12 protein-coding genes are annotated in these 21226 nt (G+C 46.0%); 1 reads left to right on the forward strand and 11 read right to left on the reverse strand.

Going from position 1 to position 21226, the window contains the following annotated elements; all coding sequences use genetic code 11:
• The first annotated feature begins 62 nt into the window (after window positions 1-62).
• Window positions 63-1232 carry a Na+/H+ antiporter NhaA gene (nhaA, locus tag HUW51_RS07735; RefSeq protein WP_185273400.1) on the forward strand — a complete coding sequence of 390 codons (1170 nt, stop codon included), beginning with the start codon at window positions 63-65 and terminating at the stop codon, window positions 1230-1232.
• Between the two features lie 172 nt (window positions 1233-1404).
• Here the strand turns inward: nhaA and HUW51_RS07740 are convergent, their stop codons facing one another.
• The 11 genes from HUW51_RS07740 to HUW51_RS07790 form a co-directional block, all read right to left on the reverse strand.
• Complete coding sequence (locus HUW51_RS07740; protein WP_185273401.1) at window positions 1405-1830, reverse strand: STAS/SEC14 domain-containing protein; 426 nt, start codon at window positions 1828-1830, stop codon at window positions 1405-1407.
• Window positions 1831-2082: 252 nt separating this feature from the next.
• A complete protein-coding gene (locus HUW51_RS07745) occupies window positions 2083-5241 on the reverse strand; it encodes a TonB-dependent receptor (protein WP_185273402.1) in 3159 nt (1052 codons plus the stop codon).
• 600 nt (window positions 5242-5841) lie between these two features.
• The gene (locus tag HUW51_RS07750) at window positions 5842-6885 is read right to left on the reverse strand and encodes a DUF4097 family beta strand repeat-containing protein (RefSeq protein WP_185273403.1); all 1044 of its coding nucleotides are present in this window, start codon (window positions 6883-6885) and stop codon (window positions 5842-5844) included.
• An 804-nt stretch (window positions 6886-7689) separates the two neighbouring features.
• The gene (locus tag HUW51_RS07755) at window positions 7690-9345 is read right to left on the reverse strand and encodes a serine hydrolase (RefSeq protein ID WP_185273404.1); all 1656 of its coding nucleotides are present in this window, start codon (window positions 9343-9345) and stop codon (window positions 7690-7692) included.
• Between the two features lie 140 nt (window positions 9346-9485).
• On the reverse strand, window positions 9486-11957 hold the full coding sequence (locus tag HUW51_RS07760; protein ID WP_185273405.1) for an ABC transporter permease: 2472 nt from the start codon (window positions 11955-11957) through the stop codon (window positions 9486-9488).
• Window positions 11958-11998: 41 nt separating this feature from the next.
• Window positions 11999-14416: an ABC transporter permease gene (locus HUW51_RS07765; protein ID WP_185273406.1), complete on the reverse strand. Its 2418-nt coding sequence runs from the start codon at window positions 14414-14416 to the stop codon at window positions 11999-12001.
• A 132-nt stretch (window positions 14417-14548) separates the two neighbouring features.
• Window positions 14549-16891 (reverse strand): ABC transporter permease, encoded by a 2343-nt coding sequence (locus tag HUW51_RS07770; RefSeq protein WP_185273407.1) that lies wholly within the window; start codon window positions 16889-16891, stop codon window positions 14549-14551.
• Between the two features lie 81 nt (window positions 16892-16972).
• Window positions 16973-17665: an ABC transporter ATP-binding protein gene (locus HUW51_RS07775; RefSeq protein ID WP_185273408.1), complete on the reverse strand. Its 693-nt coding sequence runs from the start codon at window positions 17663-17665 to the stop codon at window positions 16973-16975.
• 55 nt (window positions 17666-17720) lie between these two features.
• Window positions 17721-18140 carry a nuclear transport factor 2 family protein gene (locus tag HUW51_RS07780; protein WP_185273409.1) on the reverse strand — a complete coding sequence of 140 codons (420 nt, stop codon included), beginning with the start codon at window positions 18138-18140 and terminating at the stop codon, window positions 17721-17723.
• 5 nt (window positions 18141-18145) lie between these two features.
• Window positions 18146-19411 carry an efflux RND transporter periplasmic adaptor subunit gene (locus tag HUW51_RS07785; protein ID WP_185273410.1) on the reverse strand — a complete coding sequence of 422 codons (1266 nt, stop codon included), beginning with the start codon at window positions 19409-19411 and terminating at the stop codon, window positions 18146-18148.
• 317 nt (window positions 19412-19728) lie between these two features.
• Window positions 19729-21066 (reverse strand): MFS transporter, encoded by a 1338-nt coding sequence (locus HUW51_RS07790; protein WP_185273411.1) that lies wholly within the window; start codon window positions 21064-21066, stop codon window positions 19729-19731.
• Window positions 21067-21226: the final 160 nt, after the last annotated feature.

Raw genomic sequence — 21226 nt, forward strand, 5'->3', positions numbered from 1 at the left:
GGAAGCCAGGTGTCGGTGCCAGTAATTCCGGCTTTATCCGGTTTGCTTTCGTACAAAGCTTAATGGTTAAATTGATCAATCTTACAACATTCAAAAAGTTTATTCAATCGGGTTCGGCCGGTGGTTTTTTACTCTTAGCTTTTTTAGTTCTTTCACTCGGCATTGCTAATTCTCCTTTAGGTCAGTCCTTCGAAGATTTACTCGCGTTTGAAATAGGTTATTCTTCGCCCCAAGTGCATTTACAGTACCCGGTTTTGCTTTGGATTAACGATGGATTAATGGCCATTTTCTTTTTGCTGGTAGGTCTGGAGATAAAGCGCGAGTTAGTAGAAGGGGAATTATCTTCTTTTAAGCAAGCGGCCTTGCCGGTTTTTGCGGCTGTGGGCGGTATGCTGGTTCCGGCCGCCATATACGCTTTGTTCAATGGCGGTACGCCTACCGCCAAAGGCTGGGGTATTCCCATGGCAACCGATATTGCTTTTGCCATTGGCATACTTTCGTTGTTAGGCAATCGCGTGCCTCTATCGTTAAAAGTGTTTTTAACGGCCCTGGCCATTGTGGATGATCTGGGCGCGATTCTGGTAATTGCATTTTTCTATTCCACCGAAATGCACCCCATGTACTTACTCTACGCCGCTGGGGTTTTTGCGCTGTTGTTGCTCTTTAACCGGTTGGGAGTTAAAAACCTGCTCTTTTACCTGATACCGGGGCTGTTTATGTGGTATTTTGTGCATCACTCGGGGGTACACGCTACCATTGCCGGGGTATTAACCGCTTTAACTTTACCTACCACCCCCGATGCGACCGAATCGCCGTTAGAAAAGTTGGAACATGCCTTAGCCAAGCCCGTTAATTTTGTAATTATGCCCCTATTCGCCCTGGCTAACACCAACATCCGGTTCGAAGCCGGCATGGTAGAAGGATTATCCAGTAGCTTAGGTTTGGGCATTGTGCTGGGATTGGTATTGGGTAAGCCGCTGGGTATTACTTTTTTGTCCTGGCTTTCGGTTAAATTGGGTATAAGTGCTTTACCGCCCGATATAAAATGGGTGCAGTTGCTCGGCGCCGGTTTGCTGGCCGGCATTGGTTTTACCATGTCTATTTTTGTGGCCCTGTTATCGTTCGACGCTCCCGAACTGCAAGCCGAAGCTAAATTCTCTATTTTAATTGCTTCTTTAATAGCGGGAGTTTCGGGCTACTTATTTTTAAAAAATCTGTATAAAAGTTCCTGATGCAGGTAATCCTTTAGTTAAAACCCATTAACATCATTACCGTAATTTTGCCTGTTTCAGAAGTATCCAAAAAAGCAAAATTTTAAAAAAACTCTTGGTTTGCCTACTATTTCCAAAAAAGAAGTTAGAAAATCTGTTACTGGTAAATGTTTAAATTTTGTTTGAAGGTTGGTTACTCATGGTTCTTTAATTGTTGTTTGGCTTTTAACCAGGCTTCGGCGCGGGGCACATCTTCAAAAATTTCCATTTGCAGGTTTCCAACAAGGTGATTCCGGAGGTTTTCGGCGGATAAACGGGCCAGCGGTTCGAGGCTGGTAATGTGGGCAAAATACGTTAAACCGCCAGCAATGGCGCGTGGCAGCCAATTGGTTAAAAGCCAATCGGTAGCCTGGCTCCACGGACCGGCTACCAACCGGTTATCGTTAATCAGGTAAGAACAGTGGTTTTGCATTAATATTTCCAGGCAAGTATTTGCTCCCAAACGCACGTTTTCCTGCGACTGCGAACCGAACCAGTTATTATAAACCCAGTTGTTCTCGGCCTCGAACGTAATCGTCAGAAATATCTTCCCGTAATTATTTTTTAGTTCTTTTTTCACCTGACTCTTTTCTTAAAAATGCCAGCACCTGGCTACCGTTTTATATACGGATTTTACCGTCAAACAGGATTTCACCGCGTAACAAGTAGTTAGATCAAAGCTTTTACCCAAATCCGAATCTGGTGGTTGCGAAAATGAAAGCAATAATTGTTCATCAAACAACCGCAATTTTTTAAATTTTTTGCTGCTTTTCAAACATAAAAAAAGGAGCCTGGACTGAACCAGGCTCCTCTTTTTAAATTTTGTATTTTATTAAAACGCGTACCGCAAACCTAATTGAATTTGGTAAGGGTTACCGTTTAAGCTGGATACCCCGGCGGCTTTGTTCACGTTGTAAACAAACCGTTCGGCAGCTGGGTCAAAACTTTTAATGGTGTACAGGTTTTGCTTGCCTAAGTTGTAGCCCACGCCCCAATCTCTTTTAAGCAGGTTAGCTACGTTGAACACATCAATAGAAGCTTCTAACCCGTGATTACCCAGGAAACTGAATTTTTTAGCTAATCGGGCGTCGAATACACCGTAAAATCCATTGATACCGCCGTTACGCTCCGCAATCTGGCCCATATTCCGCTGGATATAGTCTTTCATACTTTGCTCAGCATTGGGATTATCCAGGATGGCCTGGATGCCTTCGCGTAAGTACTGCGGCACTTCCGGATCGTTCGGGTCGTAGATGTACGCTAAGTCGTTGGAGTTAACAAAGTCGCCGTTCGCGTTACCGCCCACCGCTAAAGAGTAGCGCGTGCCACCCAAACCAGAGTAACGTACACTGAAGGTAGTGCCCCAGAAGGTAGGTGCGGTACCGTAAACAACTACCTTATTACGGAACTGGTTGTTAGCGTAGGTCATGCGGCTTAAATCGCGGGGATCGTCGGCTACCATTAAATCCAGCGTAGCGGTGTTCGCCACGTTACCGTTGTACGAAGTGTTGTCTTTCGAATCGTTCCAGGTATAAGAAGCGGTAATTTGTCCGTCGCGGAAATACCGGTACGTTCCGTCTACTACCAAGGCGTACTGGTTTTTACGGCCGGCGCTGATTAATTCCAACACCCGACCTACCTCGGTAGTTTTGCGGCTATTTACCCAGTTAGCCACGCCATTTTTGGTATCAATGGTAGAAGCAGGTACATACACGCCCCGATTGGCTTCTTCTTCAATTCTAAAATACGGTTGGTCTACCATGTTGCGATCTACGTACATGTAGTTGTTCCGCGCCCAGGCGGCAAATCCACTGATTCCGATCCGCAGGTTATCGTTTACAAAGCGGTTGATAGAGAAGTTAGTTTTGTAAACCACGGGCACCTTTGCGTCGGGGCTGTTGGTATTAATGGTTACTAATTTCGGAATAGCCGGATTGTTAAACAGTTCGGCACCGGGAGCGGTAGATGGGTCGGCCCGGTAGCCCGGGAAATTAGGAGTTGGTACTAAGGCTCCCGTAAGGTCTACGGAAGCTACTTTAGTGCCGTCGAATAAGATGTTGTTGATCATGGAGTACGGGTTTAAGGCCGAACCAAATACCCCGGCTCCTACCCGGATGATGTTCTTACGTTCTTCGTTCACGTCCCAGGTAAACTGCACGCGGGGCTGCAATTGAGTAGTGTTAATTTTATTATCGGTCCGGATACCTAACTCGTTATATACTACCGGGCTAAAATTTGCGCGGTTCAGGTATTGGGTATTATCCAGTCGTAAACCGGCCATTACTTCCAGGCCGTGGGCCAGTTTTGTATCCATTTGGGCGTAAACGCCGGAAGCTAATGAATTTACCACGTTGCTCTGGTCTTCGTTCAGGTAAATTTCCCGTACGTACCGGTACGGCGTCAGGCTGTTGAAATTTTCTAAACCAGTGAAGAAGAACCGGCCGTTCATTTCGCTGCCGTACCGGGAATTCATGCGGTTGTACATCACATCTACCCCGAAAGTAAAGTTAATTTTACCGGTATTGTAATAGAAGTTATCTACCAACTGCACCACGTTGCCTTTAAACCATTCCGGCGAAAAACGCTGACCCCCAATCTGAATAGAATTAAAGTAACTGCTAGAACCTGTTTTTGATTCTACGTTTTCCACGATCGCGCGCGGGATACCGTCCGATGGAAGCTCGGGACTTGGAATTACAGCTTCGTCCTGGAAGAAATGCTGCACTTTTACTTCGTTGGTAATTTTCGGATTCAGGATAGTCCGTAAAGAAAGCATCAAGCTGTTGTCGAATTTTTTGCGGTCGATGTACGATTCGTACGCGTTGATACCGGAATTGTCGCCTTCGGATAACAGGTCGTTTTCGCGTACCAGGTTGTTCCGTAAAGTCAATAAATTTTTAGAATTTAACTGCCAATCGATGCGGGCAAAAATCGCGTCGGTTCCTTTGGTTTTACCAAATGCGCCAAACTGCGGATTATTAGAAACGCCGTATTTAGAGCGGGCAATGCTTAAGAAATTATCCAGGGTTCCTTGGGTTACCCGGTTAGCAGCTTCATCGGCCGCGCCTTGGATGTTGGCGATATATACCGGACGAGAGTCGGCCTGGTGGTCCCAGGCTACGAAAAAGTGCGCTTTGTCTTTAATAATCGGACCGCCCAAGGAGAATCCGTACTGATTGGTATTGTAGTCCTGCACGCGTTTGTTACCCCGTAAATCGTAAGGGCTGGCCAGCCAATCGGTACGCATAAAGTTAAAAGCACTACCGGATAATTTATTGGTTCCTGATTTAGTTACGGTGCTGATAGTACCCCCGCCGCTGCGGCCCATGGTTACATCGTATTCGTTGGTTACTACTTTAAATTCCCGGATAGCTTCCATGGAAATAGAATAAGCACTGGACGTAGAACCACCAGCAATGGTACCACGCGAGGTCATGCCGTCGATGGTAAAGTTGGTAGAAGAAGCCAACTGCCCGCCCAAGCTCGTACCACTGCTCAACGGTGAAAGGTCGATTAAAGAGGTAAAATTCCGGCCGTTTACAGGCAGCTTCGCAATGTCTTTAGCCGTGATAGGCGTGGAGGCTCCTAAGTTTGGTACCGTGTTTTTTAGAGAGCTGGCTACTACTTCTACGGCCTCCAGTTCGGTGGCGCTGGTCTGTAAAGCAAAATTTACTTTTAATTGGTCGCCTTGGTTCAGGGCAAATCCGGTTTTCTTTTGTTCGGTGTAGCCAATAAAAGATACGGTAATAGAGTAAGGCGCTCCTAAAGGCAACTGTTTAATAATATAATCGCCGTTTAAGTCGGTAACCGTACCCGCCTGAAAACCGGTTGATTCGTTCCGGACTAAAACCGTAGCCCCGATGATGGGGCTGTTGTTGGCTTCAGCTACTTTACCAATAATGGTAGCCTCGTTCCCTTGCCCGTAAACAGGTAAGAAGCCCGAAAACAGCAGGGTAAGTAGTAAAATACATCCTGTAAATAATCGTTTCATTGTTTGTTAATTAAGTAAGTAGTAGTTTTTGTTGTAGTGGTTGTCGTGTTAAAATCAGGCAATACTTTCTCTTTCACCCCGAAAATGGAGGTGACGCTAGTGGAAAGCAGAATAATTTTAGTTAGAGTATAGTCCGGCTGCCTTGCTGGCACCCCGACATTCAGTTTTGAATTGTATTGGTAAGCGCTAACCCATATTGGTCAGAAATATTTATTATCTGTAATTAATCCCGTCTTTATGGGCGCAAAAGTAGATTGGCAATGTTAAGGATGTATTAACCCATAGTTAACTTACTGTTGCTTTTCGCGGGGCCGCATTGATTTTGGGATGAAATATTAGAAGCGGAAATGGCGGGTTCAGGAAAAGGTTCCGGATAAGTAGGGTTAATAAAGCAGAATACTTGTAGGTAGGCAATATCGCGTGCATTAAGAAAAATGGTGTGTTACGTTTAATGTAAAGAAACAGGCAAACAGCAAACAGCCCCGGCGGGTAGCAGATACGATCTGGCATCTGCTACCCGCCGGGGTTGTTTGCTTATTTCTTTAATGCTTATATAAAGAGCAGAATTTTAAAAAATTTAAATTTCTGGCGTATTATGTATTAGCGTACCGACAAAGATAAATTACCGCTGCCGGCATCAGCGGTTATCCGGACGCCGCCGCCGTTTAACTTGCCCCGAACTTCGTCTTTTTGAATAACTCCATTAAAGGCATTTAGCGTACCTACGTTTACTTCATCGGCTTGTAAATCTAAATCTGCGGAAATGTTTTTGGGCAAATGCAAAGAAATATCGCCGCCCGAGTTGTTGAGTTTAATGTATTTGCCGGGTTTTTTAATCGCTACTTCCAGGTTTCCCCCGCTCGTTGACGTGGACAAGCTACAGGCCATATCTTTTAATTCGATGTCGCCGCCGGAAGTGTGAGCGCTTAGTTCGCCGGTAATGTTATTTCCGTCTACATCGCCGCCCGAAGTACTGGCATTAATTACCCCGTTTAAGTTAGTTAAGTGTAAAGAACCACCGGAAGTAGCCAGCTGCAAATTACCGGTACAATCAGTGGCGTTTATATCGCCGCCGCTGGTAGTTAAATCCATAAAATCTTTCGAATTTTTCAGGTGAATGCTGCCTCCGGATGTACTGCCTTTGGTGCGGCCGCTTACCCGGTCAATCTGTAAATCGCCGCCGCTGGTAGTAAAATGCTGCTCTCCGGAAATGTTGGTTAATTGAATGTTGCCCCCGCTGGTGGTTAAATTGGTAGCCACTTTCTCGGGCACAAACACCCGAAACGAAATATTCAGGCCGCGTTTCCAATCCATTCCTTGTTCTCTAGGCTTGGCCCGAGCAATAAGTTTGCCGCCACTTACCGTAACCGAAAGGTCATAATCTTCGGCTAAGCGTTTCTGAATTTCGTCTTTGGTTAAGGTTTGGCCGGAGCGTTCGCGGTTGCTGTTTACGTAAACTTCCACGCGGGCATCGGCATTACTGCCCCCCGTTACGGCAATGCTGCCCCCTGAGGTTTTTACTTCTACGTTTTTTATTGCCTCGTTAGCTAAGGACTTGGTAAGGTAAGGTGCCTGGCCCGCTTTAATCTGGGCGTTTGCGGTTAAACTCAGGCCAACCAATAAAAGAGAGATAAAGGTTTTCATAATTTTAAATTTTTAAAATTTCATTTATTATGCTGTTTCAAAAAACTTTATGCAGAAGCCATGTATACAAACAGACGCGTGGAGTGGAGTATTTATTTTATAATTTTACTCATAATAACAATACCATAAAATATACTGCATTGATAAACAAACATTTGTGTAAATATAAACGGTAATTTTGCAATTTAAAAGTGTACGGTTGCGGTACAGTGCTGTCCGGATTTGTACGGCGGCGGAAGGTTATTATGAGTAATCTTGCTGGTTGAGGAGTTTGCCTATTGGCGGCTTTACCCTTCCGCCCTAAAGGGCACCTTCCCTAAAAACAGGGAAGGAGATGCAGTTATCCTGGAAGTTGCAGTAAGCAACTCACTACACCTGGTAGAATCTAGCGGTAAAAATTTAACTTTGGCTACAATGATGTGAGTAACTTGGAAGCTGTTTAGCCTATATAAAACTAGAGGCCACCTTCGCCTTTGGGGGTGTCTCCACCACCAAAACGGGATAGCGCAATAAAATACTACTCCTAAAAGCTTCTGGTTGGTACCTTTACTTATTACACTTTAGAATGCTTAACAGCTTCTTGTTTTATCTTACTTAAGCAGCGTCTTATAAAGTCTTATCAACTTCATTATAAGAGTGTTGAATAATGACCAGTTGTAGTCAGAAACATAAAATAAAAGACTCTCCTTAAGTAGCAGTTCCCAAAAGCCGCATCTCCTCCCCTGTTCTTAGCTTGCCGCAGCCGGAGGGGTAAAATCCGGAAAGTCCTAAGTTAAAATCTGCTTTTTTTAAAATTTCTCCCGATTACTTTACCACCAACACCGAATTAGTATATCCGTTTTCTTCCAGGGTGGCGGTATTGCCGGGATCCAGCATCCAGTTGCCGTCTATTACTATTTTATACTGATATTGACCGGGAGTTAAATTCAGGCGGCAAATCCAGGTATCGCCTTGTTTTACAAAAAAGTGATGATAGGCATTCCAGCCGTTAAAGCTGCCGGCCAGAGTAATTAATTTGGCATTGTTATACCCTTTTAATTTAAATTCGATGTTGCCCTTGGGTGGGTTGGTGGCCGTTAGCTGGTCGGCAATATGTTTGGCTTCCTTGTTTTGCGGGTCGAGGGCGTAGGCTTTTAAGTAGTTGGTAGCAGCGGCTTCTTTATCGCCGTTGAGCAAACAGGCATAGGCGTAGCTGTCGTACACATTCGCCGATTGTGGGTAGGCCTCCAGGTTTAGTTGCAGCACTTCTTTGCCTTCGCGTAATTTCCCGCTCCGCAGCAATTGGTAACCAATGTTGTTCAGTTCATCTTCGGCAATTTCGGGTTTGTGATCGGGTTTTAAGAACGGCTGAATAGCCGCGGTTACGCCTTGCTTGGGAATATGCTGCCGGAATAAAAATCCTGGACTGGTGTATTGTTCGTAGTCGATAAAAGCAATGGCGGGCTGTTCTTTGCTTGTGACTAGCTGCAAAATGCGTTTGGCTACGCTCAGGCCGTTATTGCTATTGGTAAAATATACCACACCTAGTTTTTCTTTCGGGTAAGCCAGCATGTAGCACCGGAAACTGTAATTGTCGCCCCAATGCCAGAAAGCTTTTGCGCCGGCCACTTCCTGCAAGCCTACTCCTAAACCCCAGGCCACTGTCTTGGACATAGCTTCGGCTTCATCTTTCGTTCTTTTTTCCGGTACGGCTACCTGGGGCGTGAGCATAGCGGCCAAGGTACTTTTTTTAAGTTTTTCCCCGTTGAGCAAGGCCGTCATAAAGGCTGCATAATCGGGGGCCGTGGTGTGTAACGAAGCGGCGGCGTTGGCAGTAGTGGGTTTATTTTTGGGCAAAGGATTACTAAAGGCATCGTGCGGCGTAGCCGTTTTGGCGTCGAAATCGGGCCGCCAGGTATAGCTGCTGTTGGGCATGCCCAGTGGTTTAAATACTTTTTCGCTTACCACCTCATTGAGCGTTTTACTGGTTATTTTCTCTACTACTTTTTGCAGGTACACGTAGCCTTCGCCGGAATAGCTAAATTTCTGGCCGGGTTCAAAGTTAATGCGCAGCGAGTCGTTATTGCGCCAGTTCGGGAACCCGGACGTGTGGCTCAACACCATGCGGGCGGTTATTTTTTTATAGCGCGCATCCTTTTCAATATCCGGGTAAGGCAAGTACGTATACAGGGGCTTATCCAGGTTTAATAATCCTTGATCTACTAATTGCAGGCAAGCATAGGCAAAAACCGGTTTGCTTAACGAAGCCGCCTCAAAAACAGTATTGATAGCCATTTTCTCTTTGGTCTCGGCGTTTTTAAACCCGTAAACCTGGGTGTAATGCATTTTACCCTCTTTAATCACCGATATAGCTAGCCCGGGAATTCCGGCACTATCGAGCAGAGGCGGAATAGCATTATTTAACTGTATGGCGGTTTGAATTTTAGGTAAATCTCTTTGATCCACAACACGCTGCGCCATAGCTCTACCAGTGAAAGCTAAACACAGGCTTACAAACAGCCATTTTTTAAATTTTTGCGTTGGCAACAACATAACAGCACCTCTTTTTTGCACAACTCGCGCATGAATGCATGAAAGATAATTGTCGGAAATTTAAAAAACTATTCGGTGCGCAAACTCTTTACCGGGTTGGCTACTGCTGCTTTGATGGCCTGAAAACTAACGGCTAGCAACGCCATTAGAATAGCCGCCAGACCCGCCAGAGCAAATAACCACCACGAGATCGGGGTACGGTAAGCAAAATCCTGTAGCCACTGGTGCATAAACCAGCCAGCTAAAGGCCAGGCAATTACGTTAGCCAGTAACACCAATTTTAAAAAATCACGGGAAAGCAACGTTACAATAGAAGTAACCGAAGCCCCCAGTACTTTGCGGATGCCGATTTCTTTGGTGCGCTGCGTAACGGTAAAAGCTACCAAGCCCAGTAAACCCAAACAAGCGATAAAAATGGCCAACCCTGTTGCCAGCCGCACAATAGCCGCCGTCTTTTGCTCATTGTCGTAAAAATGGGCAATGGTCTCATCCAAGAAAGTATAGTGGAAGTTTTGGTCCGGGTACAATTTTTTAAATTCTTGTTCCACTTGGGCCATCGTGGCTTTAACTTCCGCGGCAGACTTGCCGGAAGTGACTAATTTTAGATTGAAAGTACGAGCATATCTATTTTCGGAACCAATAAAAACCGGCTCAATGGCTTTATGTAAGGATTGCACGTTAAAATCCGAAATTACTCCCACAATAGGCAGCTTTTTCTGGTCGAGCAGCAGGTATTTGCCCACAGCTTCGTCGGCCTGTTTAAAACCTAAACTTCGGGCACCAGCTTCGTTTATCAGCAATTCCTGTAAAGTATCGGCGGGGCGTATATTGCGCCCGGCTAGCAGCTTAATGCCATACAGATTAATGTAGTTTTCGTCGCCGGATTTATTGTGCAGAATTAAGCTAATTTCTTTTTTACCGTCGAGGTACTTAAATACCATGGTGTTGGTGCCGGAAAGGGCCGGGGTAGAGTGGCTTAAACTTACTTGCGCTACTGCGGGCATTTGCCGGATCTTGTTTAGTAACACAAACTTCTTCTGGCTTTGGTCGCGCCAGTCAGTTTCAAAAGTAACAATTTGGTCTTGCTTGAAACCCATGTCCTGGTTGCGGAGGTAATTAATTTGCGCCCCTACGACGAGGGTTCCCAGAATAAATACCTGCGAAATGGTAAACTGAAACACAATTAAGGTTTTCCGGAGGTAAGCTTTGCGGGTAGTAGCCGTTGCTATTTGACCTTTGAGCGATTGGATGGGCGCGGCAGCCGATAAAACCCAGGCGGGATAAAAACCTGCCAGCAAAGTAGTTATTACCAATACTGCGGCTAAAAACAACCATACCGCCGGGCTAAACCAAGGCAAAGAAATACCCGCGGGTAAAAATTTTGAAAAAGCAACCAGAACAGGGTTGGTGAGCAACACTGCCAGCAGTACTGCTACTAAAGTTAATACAAACGTTTCGCTTAAAAACTGTTTTATTAAACTCCCCCGGTTACTGCCTAATACTTTGCGCACGCCAATTTCTTTAGCGCGTTGTACCGATTGCGCCGTAGCCAGATTGATAAAATTAATAGCGGCAATCAACAGCAGAAAAGCAGCTACTCCCATCAGCGCGTACAAAGTGGGGCGATGCGCCAGCCGCACGTACCCGCCACCATAATCGGCGTTAAAATGAATATCGCGTAGTGGCTGCAGTAAAAACGAACGATTGTTATTGTACTCGTCTTTGGGTACGTGCCGGTTTATTAAAGCCGGAAACTGCCGGGCAACCTGGGCGGGCGTGGTTCCGGGGGTTAGTTGCACAAATAACTGCGACGACGAACTGGTACCAGCCCATTGTTTCAAAGCTAAATTTTCCTGCCAGGCTGGGTTTTGATTAGCGGTAGCGAGCGAAATAAAATTGGTAAAATGTAAATCGGTGTTTTGCTGCCAATCCTGCACAATGCCCGACACGGTGACGGTGGTGGTATCCTGGCCATCCAGATAAGTCAGCGTTTTACCCAGGTAATTGGCGGCTTTTTGCTTACCAAAGTAGGTCTGCGCCTGCTTTTCCGAAAGTACCACCTGGTACGGTTCCTGTAGGGCGGTCTGCGCGTTACCAGCCAACCAGTTATATTTAAAAATGGCAAAATACTCCGGATCCGCAATAATATATTTAATGCTGCTGGGGCTGTAATCCACCGTACGAAAATCAAACATTTTAATTTTACCCGAAGATTGCGGCACATGTACTTGCTCTACCGAATACAATTGAAAAGGCGCTACGTGGGCTAAACCGGTAATTTCTTGTTTTATGGCGGCAGGAGCAGCCCCGGAAACCCCATTATTTTTGTAAATCTCCCCGGCAAAGCCAAGGTGCGATACCACCCGATAAATTTTACTTTGTTCCGCGTGAAACGTATCGTAACTTAATTCGAACCGGGCCAGTAAAAAAATAACTAAACACGCGCTAATGCCAATGGCTAAGCCCAGCACATTAATTCCGGAAAAAGCCGGATACTTCCACAAGTTGCGAATAGCTATTTTTAAATTGTTCCGGAACATATTTTTATAAATTTTAAAAATTTAAAATTTCGGGTGATCAACTACTCGCTACGCAACGCTTGCACCGGGTTGGCTAAAGCAGCCCGGATCGCGTGAAAAGAAATGGTGATTAAGGAAATTATAACCGTGGCCAGGCCCGCTACCCCAAACACCCACCAGCTTACGGGCACCTGGTAAGCAAAATCCTGGAGCCACTGGTGCAAACTATACCAGGCCACCGGCCAGGCCAGCACATTGGCAATTATAACCAGCATTACAAAATCTTTGGATAACAGGGTAACAATATCCGGAACGGAAGCGCCCATAACTTTGCGCACGCCAATTTCTTTGGTACGCCTCGCCACGGCTAAAGTAGCCAACCCGAACAAGCCCAGGCAGGAAATAAAAATAGACAAGCCCGATGCAATGTTAATCATCTGGCCCAGGCGCTGCTCCTGCCGGTACTGGTTTTCCAGGTTTTGGTCCAGGAAGGTATAGGAAAATGGTTCGTTGGGCGCAATTGTTTTCCAGGTTTGTTCCAGTAAGGTTACTTGCTCTGCCAGGTTACCAGGGTGCAGCCTTACGGAAATATCGGATTGCGACGAAGAAGAGATCATTAAATTTTCGATGCCTTGGTACAAAGAGTCGGGCTGCATGACCAGTACCAGCGGTTTTACCGGCGTATGCAACGATTCGAAGTTAAAATCTTCGACTACGCCAATAATGCGGTGCGCCGGAAAGTCGCCGGGTAAACGGGCGTTCAACGGATCTTTCCAGCCGTATTCTTTTACTAAAGCTTCGTTTACAATAACCGATTGAAATTTATCGGCGGTGTTGCTGGCTGAAAAGTTGCGGCCGGCCTTTAATTGAATGTTGTAGGTAGGAATAAAGTGCGCATCTACGTTATTTTGGGCAAATTCGCGGTATACTTTCTGGTTATCGTTGTAGCCTACTTCGGCCCAGGGCCCATTGCCAAAAGGAAACGCCGAAGCCGCCACCGCTGCTACCGCCGGGTGTTTACTAAGTGCCTCCCGAAAACGGGTAATCTGCGCCTGACCAGCTTCGCCACTTTGGGTAGTAGGAATTACTACTAAACGGTTGGTGTAGTAACCCAAAGGTTTACTTTGCAGGTAATGCATTTGCCGGTTCATTACCAGGGTGCCCACCATCAGAAACACCGAAAGCCCGAACTGCACTACTACCAGGCTGCGCCGGAACCAGCTTTGGTCGCCTTTAATGGTTAGTTTGCCTTTTAAAACTTCTACGGGTTTAAAGTTAGAAAGCACCAAGGCCGGATAACTACCGGCCACTAATCCCACTACCATTATTAAAACCAGCAACAAACCCATGGTGCCGGTATCGAGCACAAATTTTAAATTTTTATCGGCGAGCTGGTTAAATACAGGCAACAGCAAAACGGCCAGCAAAAAACCGGTAACCACGGCCAGCACCGTTAAGAACAAGGCCTCGCCCCAGAACTGCTGAATGAGTTGACCCCGGATGGCGCCCATTACTTTGCGTACGCCTACTTCGCGCGCCCGGCTCACCGAACGGCCAATCGAGAGCGTCATGAAATTAATGCAGGCAATGAGTAAAATAAAAAACGCAATGGTAGCTAGTATGTACGAGTAAGCCGGATTGCTAATTGGTTCCAGTCCTTCGGGCAAAGTGTTATTGAGGTGAATATCCCGGATGGGTTGCAGGTGAACATCGTAGGCTCCCGGCTGGTATTTTTCGCCGAAAGCTACTTTTACCATTTGGGGAAACTTGGCCTCTAATTGTTTAGCTTGGGTACCGGACCGCAGCAGCACGTAGGTTTCAGCTTCTACACGTTGCCAGTGGTTCAATGCTTTTTCGCTGCGGAGTTGTTTAATGCGCCCAAATGGCAGTAAAAAATTAAATTGAATGCTGGAATTGGTAGGTACATTCTGGGCTACGGCAGTTACGGTAAAAGCTTCCAGGGTAGAATCCAGTTGTATTTTTAAAATTTTACCTATGGGGTTTGTTTCGCCAAAGTATTTGTGGGCGGTGGCTTGAGTTAGAACCACGCTGTTAATTTCTCGCAAAGGTTCGGGGCTTTCTTTTTGCACCAAAGGAAAGTCGAACATCTGGAAAAAATCCGGCTCCACCAGGTGAATTTGCTCGGTAAAAATTTCGCTGCCGCGCTGTACTTTGCCATCTAGCTTTACCAGGCGGGTGGCTTTTTCTACTTCGGGGTAGTTGGCGACCAAGGCTGGTCCCAGCGGATATGGGGTAGTAGTATTAATGAAAGGCTCATTTTTATAAACCTCGTTAATCCAGGGGCGATAAATACGATCGGCTTTCGCGTGAAAATCATCGTAGCTCCATTCGTGTCGCACAAACAGCCCTATTAACAAGCAACAGGTGATGGCTATACTCAGGCCTAGCATGTTAATGGCCGAATAAGTCTTATGCCGGAAAAAGTGGCGAACCGCAATTTTAAAGTAGTTTTTCAGCATTGGCTTGAACTATTAAAATTATAGAATGGGCGTATGGCAAGGCTAAAAAGTAAACAGAAAGGCCAAAACCTAACAAAATTTACTCCAGCCAATAAGTACAGTATCCGTCCGGATAACCCAAGGGTGCTGACTTTATTCGTTGCGCAAAGCTTTTACCGGATTAGCTATGGCCGCTTTTATGGCCTGCATACTAACCGTAAGTAAAGCAATAAGAACAGCGGCAACGCCGGCCAGCGCAAATAACTCCCAACCCACGGATGCTCGGTAAGTAAAATTCTGTAACCAGTTATCCACGGCCCACCACGCCAATGGCCAGGCTATTATGTTAGCCAGCAGCACTAATTTTAAAAAATCAGCCGAAAGTAAAGCAACAATATTGGCGACCGAAGCACCCAGTACCTTTCTAATGCCTATTTCTTTAGTCCGCTGTTCGGCCGTGTAGGTTACCAGACCAAATAGGCCCAAACAAGAAATTAATATGGCCACCACTCCAAATACATTCACAATAGTATGAATAAGCATTTCGTTGCGGTACAGCTTTTCGTAATTATCGTCCAGAAAATGATAATCAAAGGGGTAAGCTGGATTTAGCTGCCGGGCAATTTTCTCGGCAGTTTTAATAGCTTCTACCGTACGACCAGGTTGGGTTTTAACAAGCACAAAATTGGTCCAGTTAGAGATATGCCGGATAACCAGGGGCTGAATGGGAACGTGCAGCGAAGCCAGATGAAAATCTTTCATCAGCCCGATTATGCGTCCTTTCTGGCCCATAAACGTGATCGATTGCCCCACCGGATCCTGAAAGCCCATTAGCTTAGCCGCCGATTCGTTTACCAAGATGTGAAGGGAATCGTTGGGGATAGCTTGAAAATCCCGGCCGCTCAACAACGTAATATTCATTGTTTTTACAAATCCGGTGCCTACCGTCATTTGCCAGATAGTTTCGATTTGCTTTGGATCTTTACCGGGCCAATCCAGGTTACCCGAAGTATTAGATCCGATATTTATAGGTAATTCTCCGGTAGTAGTTACTGCTTGTATCGCATCGGAGCGCAATAACTCCTGCTGAAAAACTTTTCGTTTGGTTGCCAGATTACCTTCGATGGGTACGTAAAATATGTTTTCGCGATCCAGCCCAAGCCGGGCGGTGCGCAGGTAATCTATTTGCCGCCCTACAACCAGCATGCCTATAATCAGGAATATAGACAGGATAAACTGAAAAACTACCAAGGACTGCCGTAAACGCGTAGCACTAACTCCCGTTTTTAAAGCTCCTTTAAGTACCCGCACTGGCTGGAGCGCAGACAAAAACAACGCCGGATAACTACCGGCAATTAAGCCGGTGAGTACGGCCAGCCCCAGTAAGGCAATCCATAATACTGGTTGAGCCAGCTGCAGCGAAAGTTGTTTTTGCGTAAAGCTGTTTACGTGGGGCAAGGCTAACCATGTTATAGCCAGCGCGAGCACTAAGGCTAATAACGCCATCAGTAACGATTCGCCCATAAACTGCTGCACAAGAGAAGAACGACCGGCGCCTATTACCTTCCGGACGCCTACTTCCCGGGAGCGGGCGGCAGAACGGGCCGTTGACAAATTCATGAAATTAACGCAGGCAATTAGCAGTGTAAATACCGCAATTAAAGTAAACAGCTGAAGATACTCGATGCGCCCACCTACTGGTTTGTCTTGTTCGTATTCGCCGTATAAATATACTTGGGAGAGTGGTTGCAGGATGGGCCGGAGATTCTTGCTGTCCGGACCCGGATTATACCTGGACACGAGCGTGCGCATGGTATTTTCTGCTTGGGTGGCCGTTACTTTTGGCCGGAGCTTTACGTAAGTCTGGAAGCTGTTGTTATTCCAGTTATGCATCCAATCTTCCTCGAAAACTTTAAAATTAACGATCCAATCAAACTGGACGGAGGAATGAAACGGAATATTTTCCACGACCGCGCCTATCAGATAGTTTTTGGCATTATCGAGCCGGATGGTTTTCCCGACTACGTCGGAGTTACCGAAGTATTTTTCGGCTAGTTTCCGGGTAATAACAATGGAGGTTAGCGATTGTAAAGCCGTGCGGGGATTACCCTGAATAATAGGAAGCTGAAACACATCAAAAAAATCGCTGGAGGCATAATAGCCACTTTCTTTAAAAGCTTTTTCGCCTACTGTCACCAGCAAGTCTTGTGACCAGCTCAACTTGGTGGCCTTTTCCACTTCGGGAATATCGGTTTTTAACGCTTCGGTAAGCGGACTACTGGTAATATTGCTGGTATACTGCCCATCGAAAATCCGCACGAAGTAAAGCCGATCGAGGTCGGGGTAAAAGCGGTTAAATTTTAGTTCATCCTGCACCCACAAGCCAATCAGCAAAGCGCCGGACATACCCAAAGCCAGCCCGAATAAGTTAATAAAAGAAAATACTTTATGCCGTACCAAATTGCGGACAGCGATAATGAAGTAACTTTTGAGCATACAAACGGGCGTTAAAGATGGGCAGCCAAGCCAATAGCTTGCTGAAATTTAAAAAACCTTGGTAGTGGCAGTTCAGCAGCGCTACACCCCGGAGAATTGTTCTTTTATGTTTTCGAGCACTACCTCGCCGTCGAGCAAACGCAGAATGCGGTGGGCGTAACGGGCATCGTGCTCGGAGTGCGTTACCATGATTACCGTGGTACCATTTTCGTTTAAATCGGTGAGCAGTTCCATTACCTCGTTCCCGTTGCTGGAGTCCAGGTTACCAGTGGGCTCATCCGCTAGGATTAAACGGGGTTTTTGAATAACGGCCCGGGCCACGGCTACCCGCTGCTGCTGACCACCCGATAATTGTTGCGGGAAATGGTTGCGGCGGTGCATAATCTGCATTTTCTCGAGTACAGCCTCTACTTTTTGCTTGCGTTCGGCGGCACCCACGCCCAGATAAATTAAAGGCAGTTCTACGTTTTCGAACACCGTTAATTCATCAATCAGGTTAAAGCTCTGGAACACGAAGCCAATATTTTTCTTGCGTAAATCGGCCCGCTGGCGCTCCGAGAAAGTAGCAATTTCCTGGCCCAGAAACTGGAAGCTACCGCCATCGGGTTGGTCGAGCAAGCCCAGAATGTTTAACAAAGTGGATTTACCGCAACCCGACGGTCCCATGATGGCCACAAACTCCCCTTCGTTTATCACGAACGAGACTTTATTCAGGGCTTTCGTTTCAACTTCTTCGGTGCGGTACACCTTTTCGAGGTTCGAGATAGTAATCATTTCTTTCGTGATTATGCTGTTGATAGTCTTTTTTTAAATTTTTATGCTTTTCGCGTTAATCTTGCCAGATAACATTATAAATTTTCCAGGTACCGTTGTCCTTAGCCAGATGAAAGTAATCGGTACCCCAATGAGCCTTTACTTTTGCTACTGCTATTTTATCTTTAATTTCGAAAATAGTGATTTCCTGAGGAGCATCCGGAGCGAGCTTAACGGTTTTGTTCCACCTTGCCGATAATTTTACCATTTGGCGGAAAGTCATTTTAGTTTCCTGGTATTGACCTTCGCGTTTGTAGTAACCGCGTTTAGCCAGTTCGGGATGTACGCTGGCGTAAACTTTGGCGGTATCGGCATTATAAAAGCTATCAACGTAGTTCCGGATGGCCTGGCGTACTGCTTTTTCTTCGGATAGGTTCTGGGCTTGCACCCCGAAACTAAAAATCCAGATACCGATAAAAACCAGCAAGCTTTTCATGGCCTTTATTCTTTTTCTTCTTTAATCACCAGTTCGCCCATGTCTTCGTAGTTTTCGTAGCTCGAGGTAACTACTTTGTCGCCGGGGTTCAGGCCCGACACCACTTCGAAATACTCCGGATTCTGGCGACCCAACCGGATTTCGGTTTTGTAAGCTTTATCGCCGTTCTCGTCGAGTTTAAAGATCCAGTTGCCGCCGGTTTTCTGATAAAAGCCGCCGCGGGGTACCAGAACAGCCTGGGTTTGGTCGGATAAAGCTAAGCGCAGTTGCAACGATTGGCCGCGCCGGATGCCCTGAGGTACTTCGCCCACAAATTCCATATCTACCTGAAACTGGCCGTTGGCGCCTACCTGGCTGAATACTTTTTTAATCACTAATTCGTAATCTTTATCGGCGTAAGAAAAAGTAGCTTTTTGGTTGGTAAATACCCGGGTAATGTAATGCTGGTCGATGTTGGCGCGCACTTTAAAGCCATCCAGTACGTCGATCTGGCCCAGGCGCTGACCGCGGGTTTTTGATTCACCAATTTCGGCGTTAAGCGAAGTAATCTGGCCCTCTACGGGAGCTTTTACCAGCAAATCGTCCATTTTCTTGCGCATCAAAGCCAAATTGTTTTGCATCCGCTCCACCGATTCTTTCATCTGGCCTAATTGCTGGCTCATATTCAGGGAATCCTGCTTTAAGGTACGCAGGGTTAACTGGCGCTTCCGGACCTGGTAATCGTATTTGTATTTGGCTTGCAAAAATTCTTGTTGCGGTACTACTTTTTCTTCGTAGAGCTTTTTGTTCATCACGTATAAACGCTCGGCATCGCGCAGGTTGTAATCAATGTCGGCGAGTTGGTTGAGCTGCGTAATGCGGTTTTGCTGCATTAAGTTGCGGGTGGTGTTCATGTTGTTAATTAAATCGAACACGGCCGTTTCGCGGTTCATCATTTCGAGCTGCAAATCGGTATTGGCTAGTTGCACAATCGGCGTTCCTTCTTTTAATTTAGCGCCGTCTTCTACTAAAACTTTTTGTACGGTACCGCCTTCGCTGGCATCGAGGTAAATGGTTTTAATGGGGAGCACAATACCATCCAGGGGAATAAATTCCTGGAAATTGCCTTTGGTAACATTGCTAATGGTAATTTTATTGGTATCTACATTTAGTTTAGCTTTGCCACTGGTCGAAAAATAAGAAGCGCCCACCAGCACCACCACCAAGGCTCCCATGGCCAGGCTCACGATTCTTTTGGTAGTCCACTTCTTCTTTTTAATTAAAACGTCCATTGTTGTATTTCTTAATAATTAATTTCTTGCTTGTACCGGAACTAAAGAAATAAAAATGCCAAACATATAATCGTCTTTATTTCAGTATTTTACGCCATTATTTTACGTAAAATTTAAAAAATTTGTCCGGTTTTGATACACCTAAACCGGGCAAAGTGTCCGGTGATGTAACACGCCGCAATAGCGGGTATTTTCCCCTGAAATGCATAAAAGCATTTTACCCGACAACTGTAACTTTTAGTAAATATAAGCTTATCCGGGAATCTGGTAAACGGATTTTTAAACGGGCAGCCGGCTAATCTCTAGACCCGGAATAATCAGGAAGTAGCACCTATCAGGGAGGTGTGTTTGGTATCGCGCATGGTGAGGTATACCAGCAGCGAAATAAAAATACAAGCGGTAACGTACCAGTAAAAATACGTTTCGTGACCGGCGTTTTTAAAACGGAGCGCCACGTACTCCGCGGTTCCACCAAAAAGAGCTACCGTTATAGAATAAGGAAAGCCTACTCCCAAGGCCCGGATTTCGGTAGGAAACAATTCGGCTTTTACCACAGCGTTAATGGAGGTATACCCGCTCACAATGAGCAATGCCAACATAATCAGCCCGAAAGCCTGCCACTGGTTAGTTGTCTGGCTTAAAGCGGTAAGTAAAGGCACGGTGGCCAAAGTACCTAAAACGCCAAACCCAATGAGCAAAGGCTTGCGGCCGATGCGGTCGGAAAGCAAGCCAAAAAGTGGTTGCAGGGCCGCGTAAATCAGCAGCGACACAAACGTTACCTGGGTAGACTGGCTTTTGCTGAGGTGCACCGTGTTTACCAGAAACTTTTGCATGTAGGTGCTGTAGGTGTAAAAAGCAATGGTACCGCCCAAAGTTAAACCAACCACGGTGGCTACGGCGCGCGGGTGTTGCAGCAATTGTTTAATGGTGCCGCTTTTCTTTTTTACTGGGTTATCCTTTTCCTGGGTAAAAGCTACGGACTCCTGCATGTGGCTGCGCAAATACAAAGCCGTAAGAGACAAACCCGCCCCAATTACAAACGGAATGCGCCAGCCCCAGGCGTGCATCTGGTCTTCGGTTAAAAACAACTGCTGCATGAGTAACTGAATACCCAAAGCAATAAGTTGCCCGCCAATAAGTGTAACATATTGAAAGCTGGAATAAAAACCCCGCCGGTTAGCCGTGGCCATTTCGCTTAAATAGGTAGCCGAAGTACCGTATTCCCCGCCTACGCTTAAACCTTGCAGCAAACGGGCAAACAAAAGCAGAACTGCCGCCAGCACGCCAATAGACTGGTAAGAAGGCGTAACTGCAATGAGCAAAGACCCAAACGACATGAGCAACACCGAGAGCGTCATGGCAAACTTGCGCCCCACTCTATCGGCGAGGCGACCAAATAACCAACCCCCGATGGGCCGCATGAGAAAGCCCACCGCAAAAATACCGGCCGTGTTTAGAAGCTGCGCCGTCGCGCTGCTCTTCGGAAAAAATACCGGGGCAAAATAAATAGAAAAAGCCGAGTAGGCGTACCAATCGTACCACTCCACCAAATTCCCCATGGAGCCGCTAATAATGGCTTTTAAGCGGTTGGGTTGATCCGTGCTGGTTTTAATAGCTTCTGTAGATACTTTTGCTGAACTGCCTGGTACGGACATGTAATGCTTATTTGCTAGATGAAGAAAAGTGATGCCACTTCAATAAAACAAATTATCCTTATTTAGCAAAAGCTTTAACGGTTAACTTCCTTAATTTTTTTAAGATAAAATTTTTCGTTTAAAGCAGTTGACAATAGATTCTTTGTTAAAATACCTGACA

The sequence above is a fragment of the Adhaeribacter swui genome (genome assembly GCF_014217805.1).
In the GTDB taxonomy this organism is placed as follows: domain Bacteria; phylum Bacteroidota; class Bacteroidia; order Cytophagales; family Hymenobacteraceae; genus Adhaeribacter; species Adhaeribacter swui.

Bases quoted from the DNA above. Each gene is read 5' to 3' on its own strand.
- HUW51_RS07770 (WP_185273407.1), bottom strand. From the start codon at position 16,891: ATGCTCAAAAGTTACTTCATTATCGCTGTCCGCAATTTGGTACGGCAT.
- HUW51_RS07755 (WP_185273404.1), bottom strand. From the start codon at position 9,345: ATGGCGCAGCGTGTTGTGGATCAAAGAGATTTACCTAAAATTCAAACC.
- nhaA (WP_185273400.1), top strand. From the start codon at position 63: ATGGTTAAATTGATCAATCTTACAACATTCAAAAAGTTTATTCAATCG.
- HUW51_RS07760 (WP_185273405.1), bottom strand. From the start codon at position 11,957: ATGTTCCGGAACAATTTAAAAATAGCTATTCGCAACTTGTGGAAGTAT.
- HUW51_RS07790 (WP_185273411.1), bottom strand. From the start codon at position 21,066: ATGTCCGTACCAGGCAGTTCAGCAAAAGTATCTACAGAAGCTATTAAA.
- HUW51_RS07750 (WP_185273403.1), bottom strand. From the start codon at position 6,885: ATGAAAACCTTTATCTCTCTTTTATTGGTTGGCCTGAGTTTAACCGCA.
- HUW51_RS07780 (WP_185273409.1), bottom strand. From the start codon at position 18,140: ATGAAAAGCTTGCTGGTTTTTATCGGTATCTGGATTTTTAGTTTCGGG.
- HUW51_RS07775 (WP_185273408.1), bottom strand. From the start codon at position 17,665: ATGATTACTATCTCGAACCTCGAAAAGGTGTACCGCACCGAAGAAGTT.
- HUW51_RS07785 (WP_185273410.1), bottom strand. From the start codon at position 19,411: ATGGACGTTTTAATTAAAAAGAAGAAGTGGACTACCAAAAGAATCGTG.
- HUW51_RS07745 (WP_185273402.1), bottom strand. From the start codon at position 5,241: ATGAAACGATTATTTACAGGATGTATTTTACTACTTACCCTGCTGTTT.
- HUW51_RS07765 (WP_185273406.1), bottom strand. From the start codon at position 14,416: ATGCTGAAAAACTACTTTAAAATTGCGGTTCGCCACTTTTTCCGGCAT.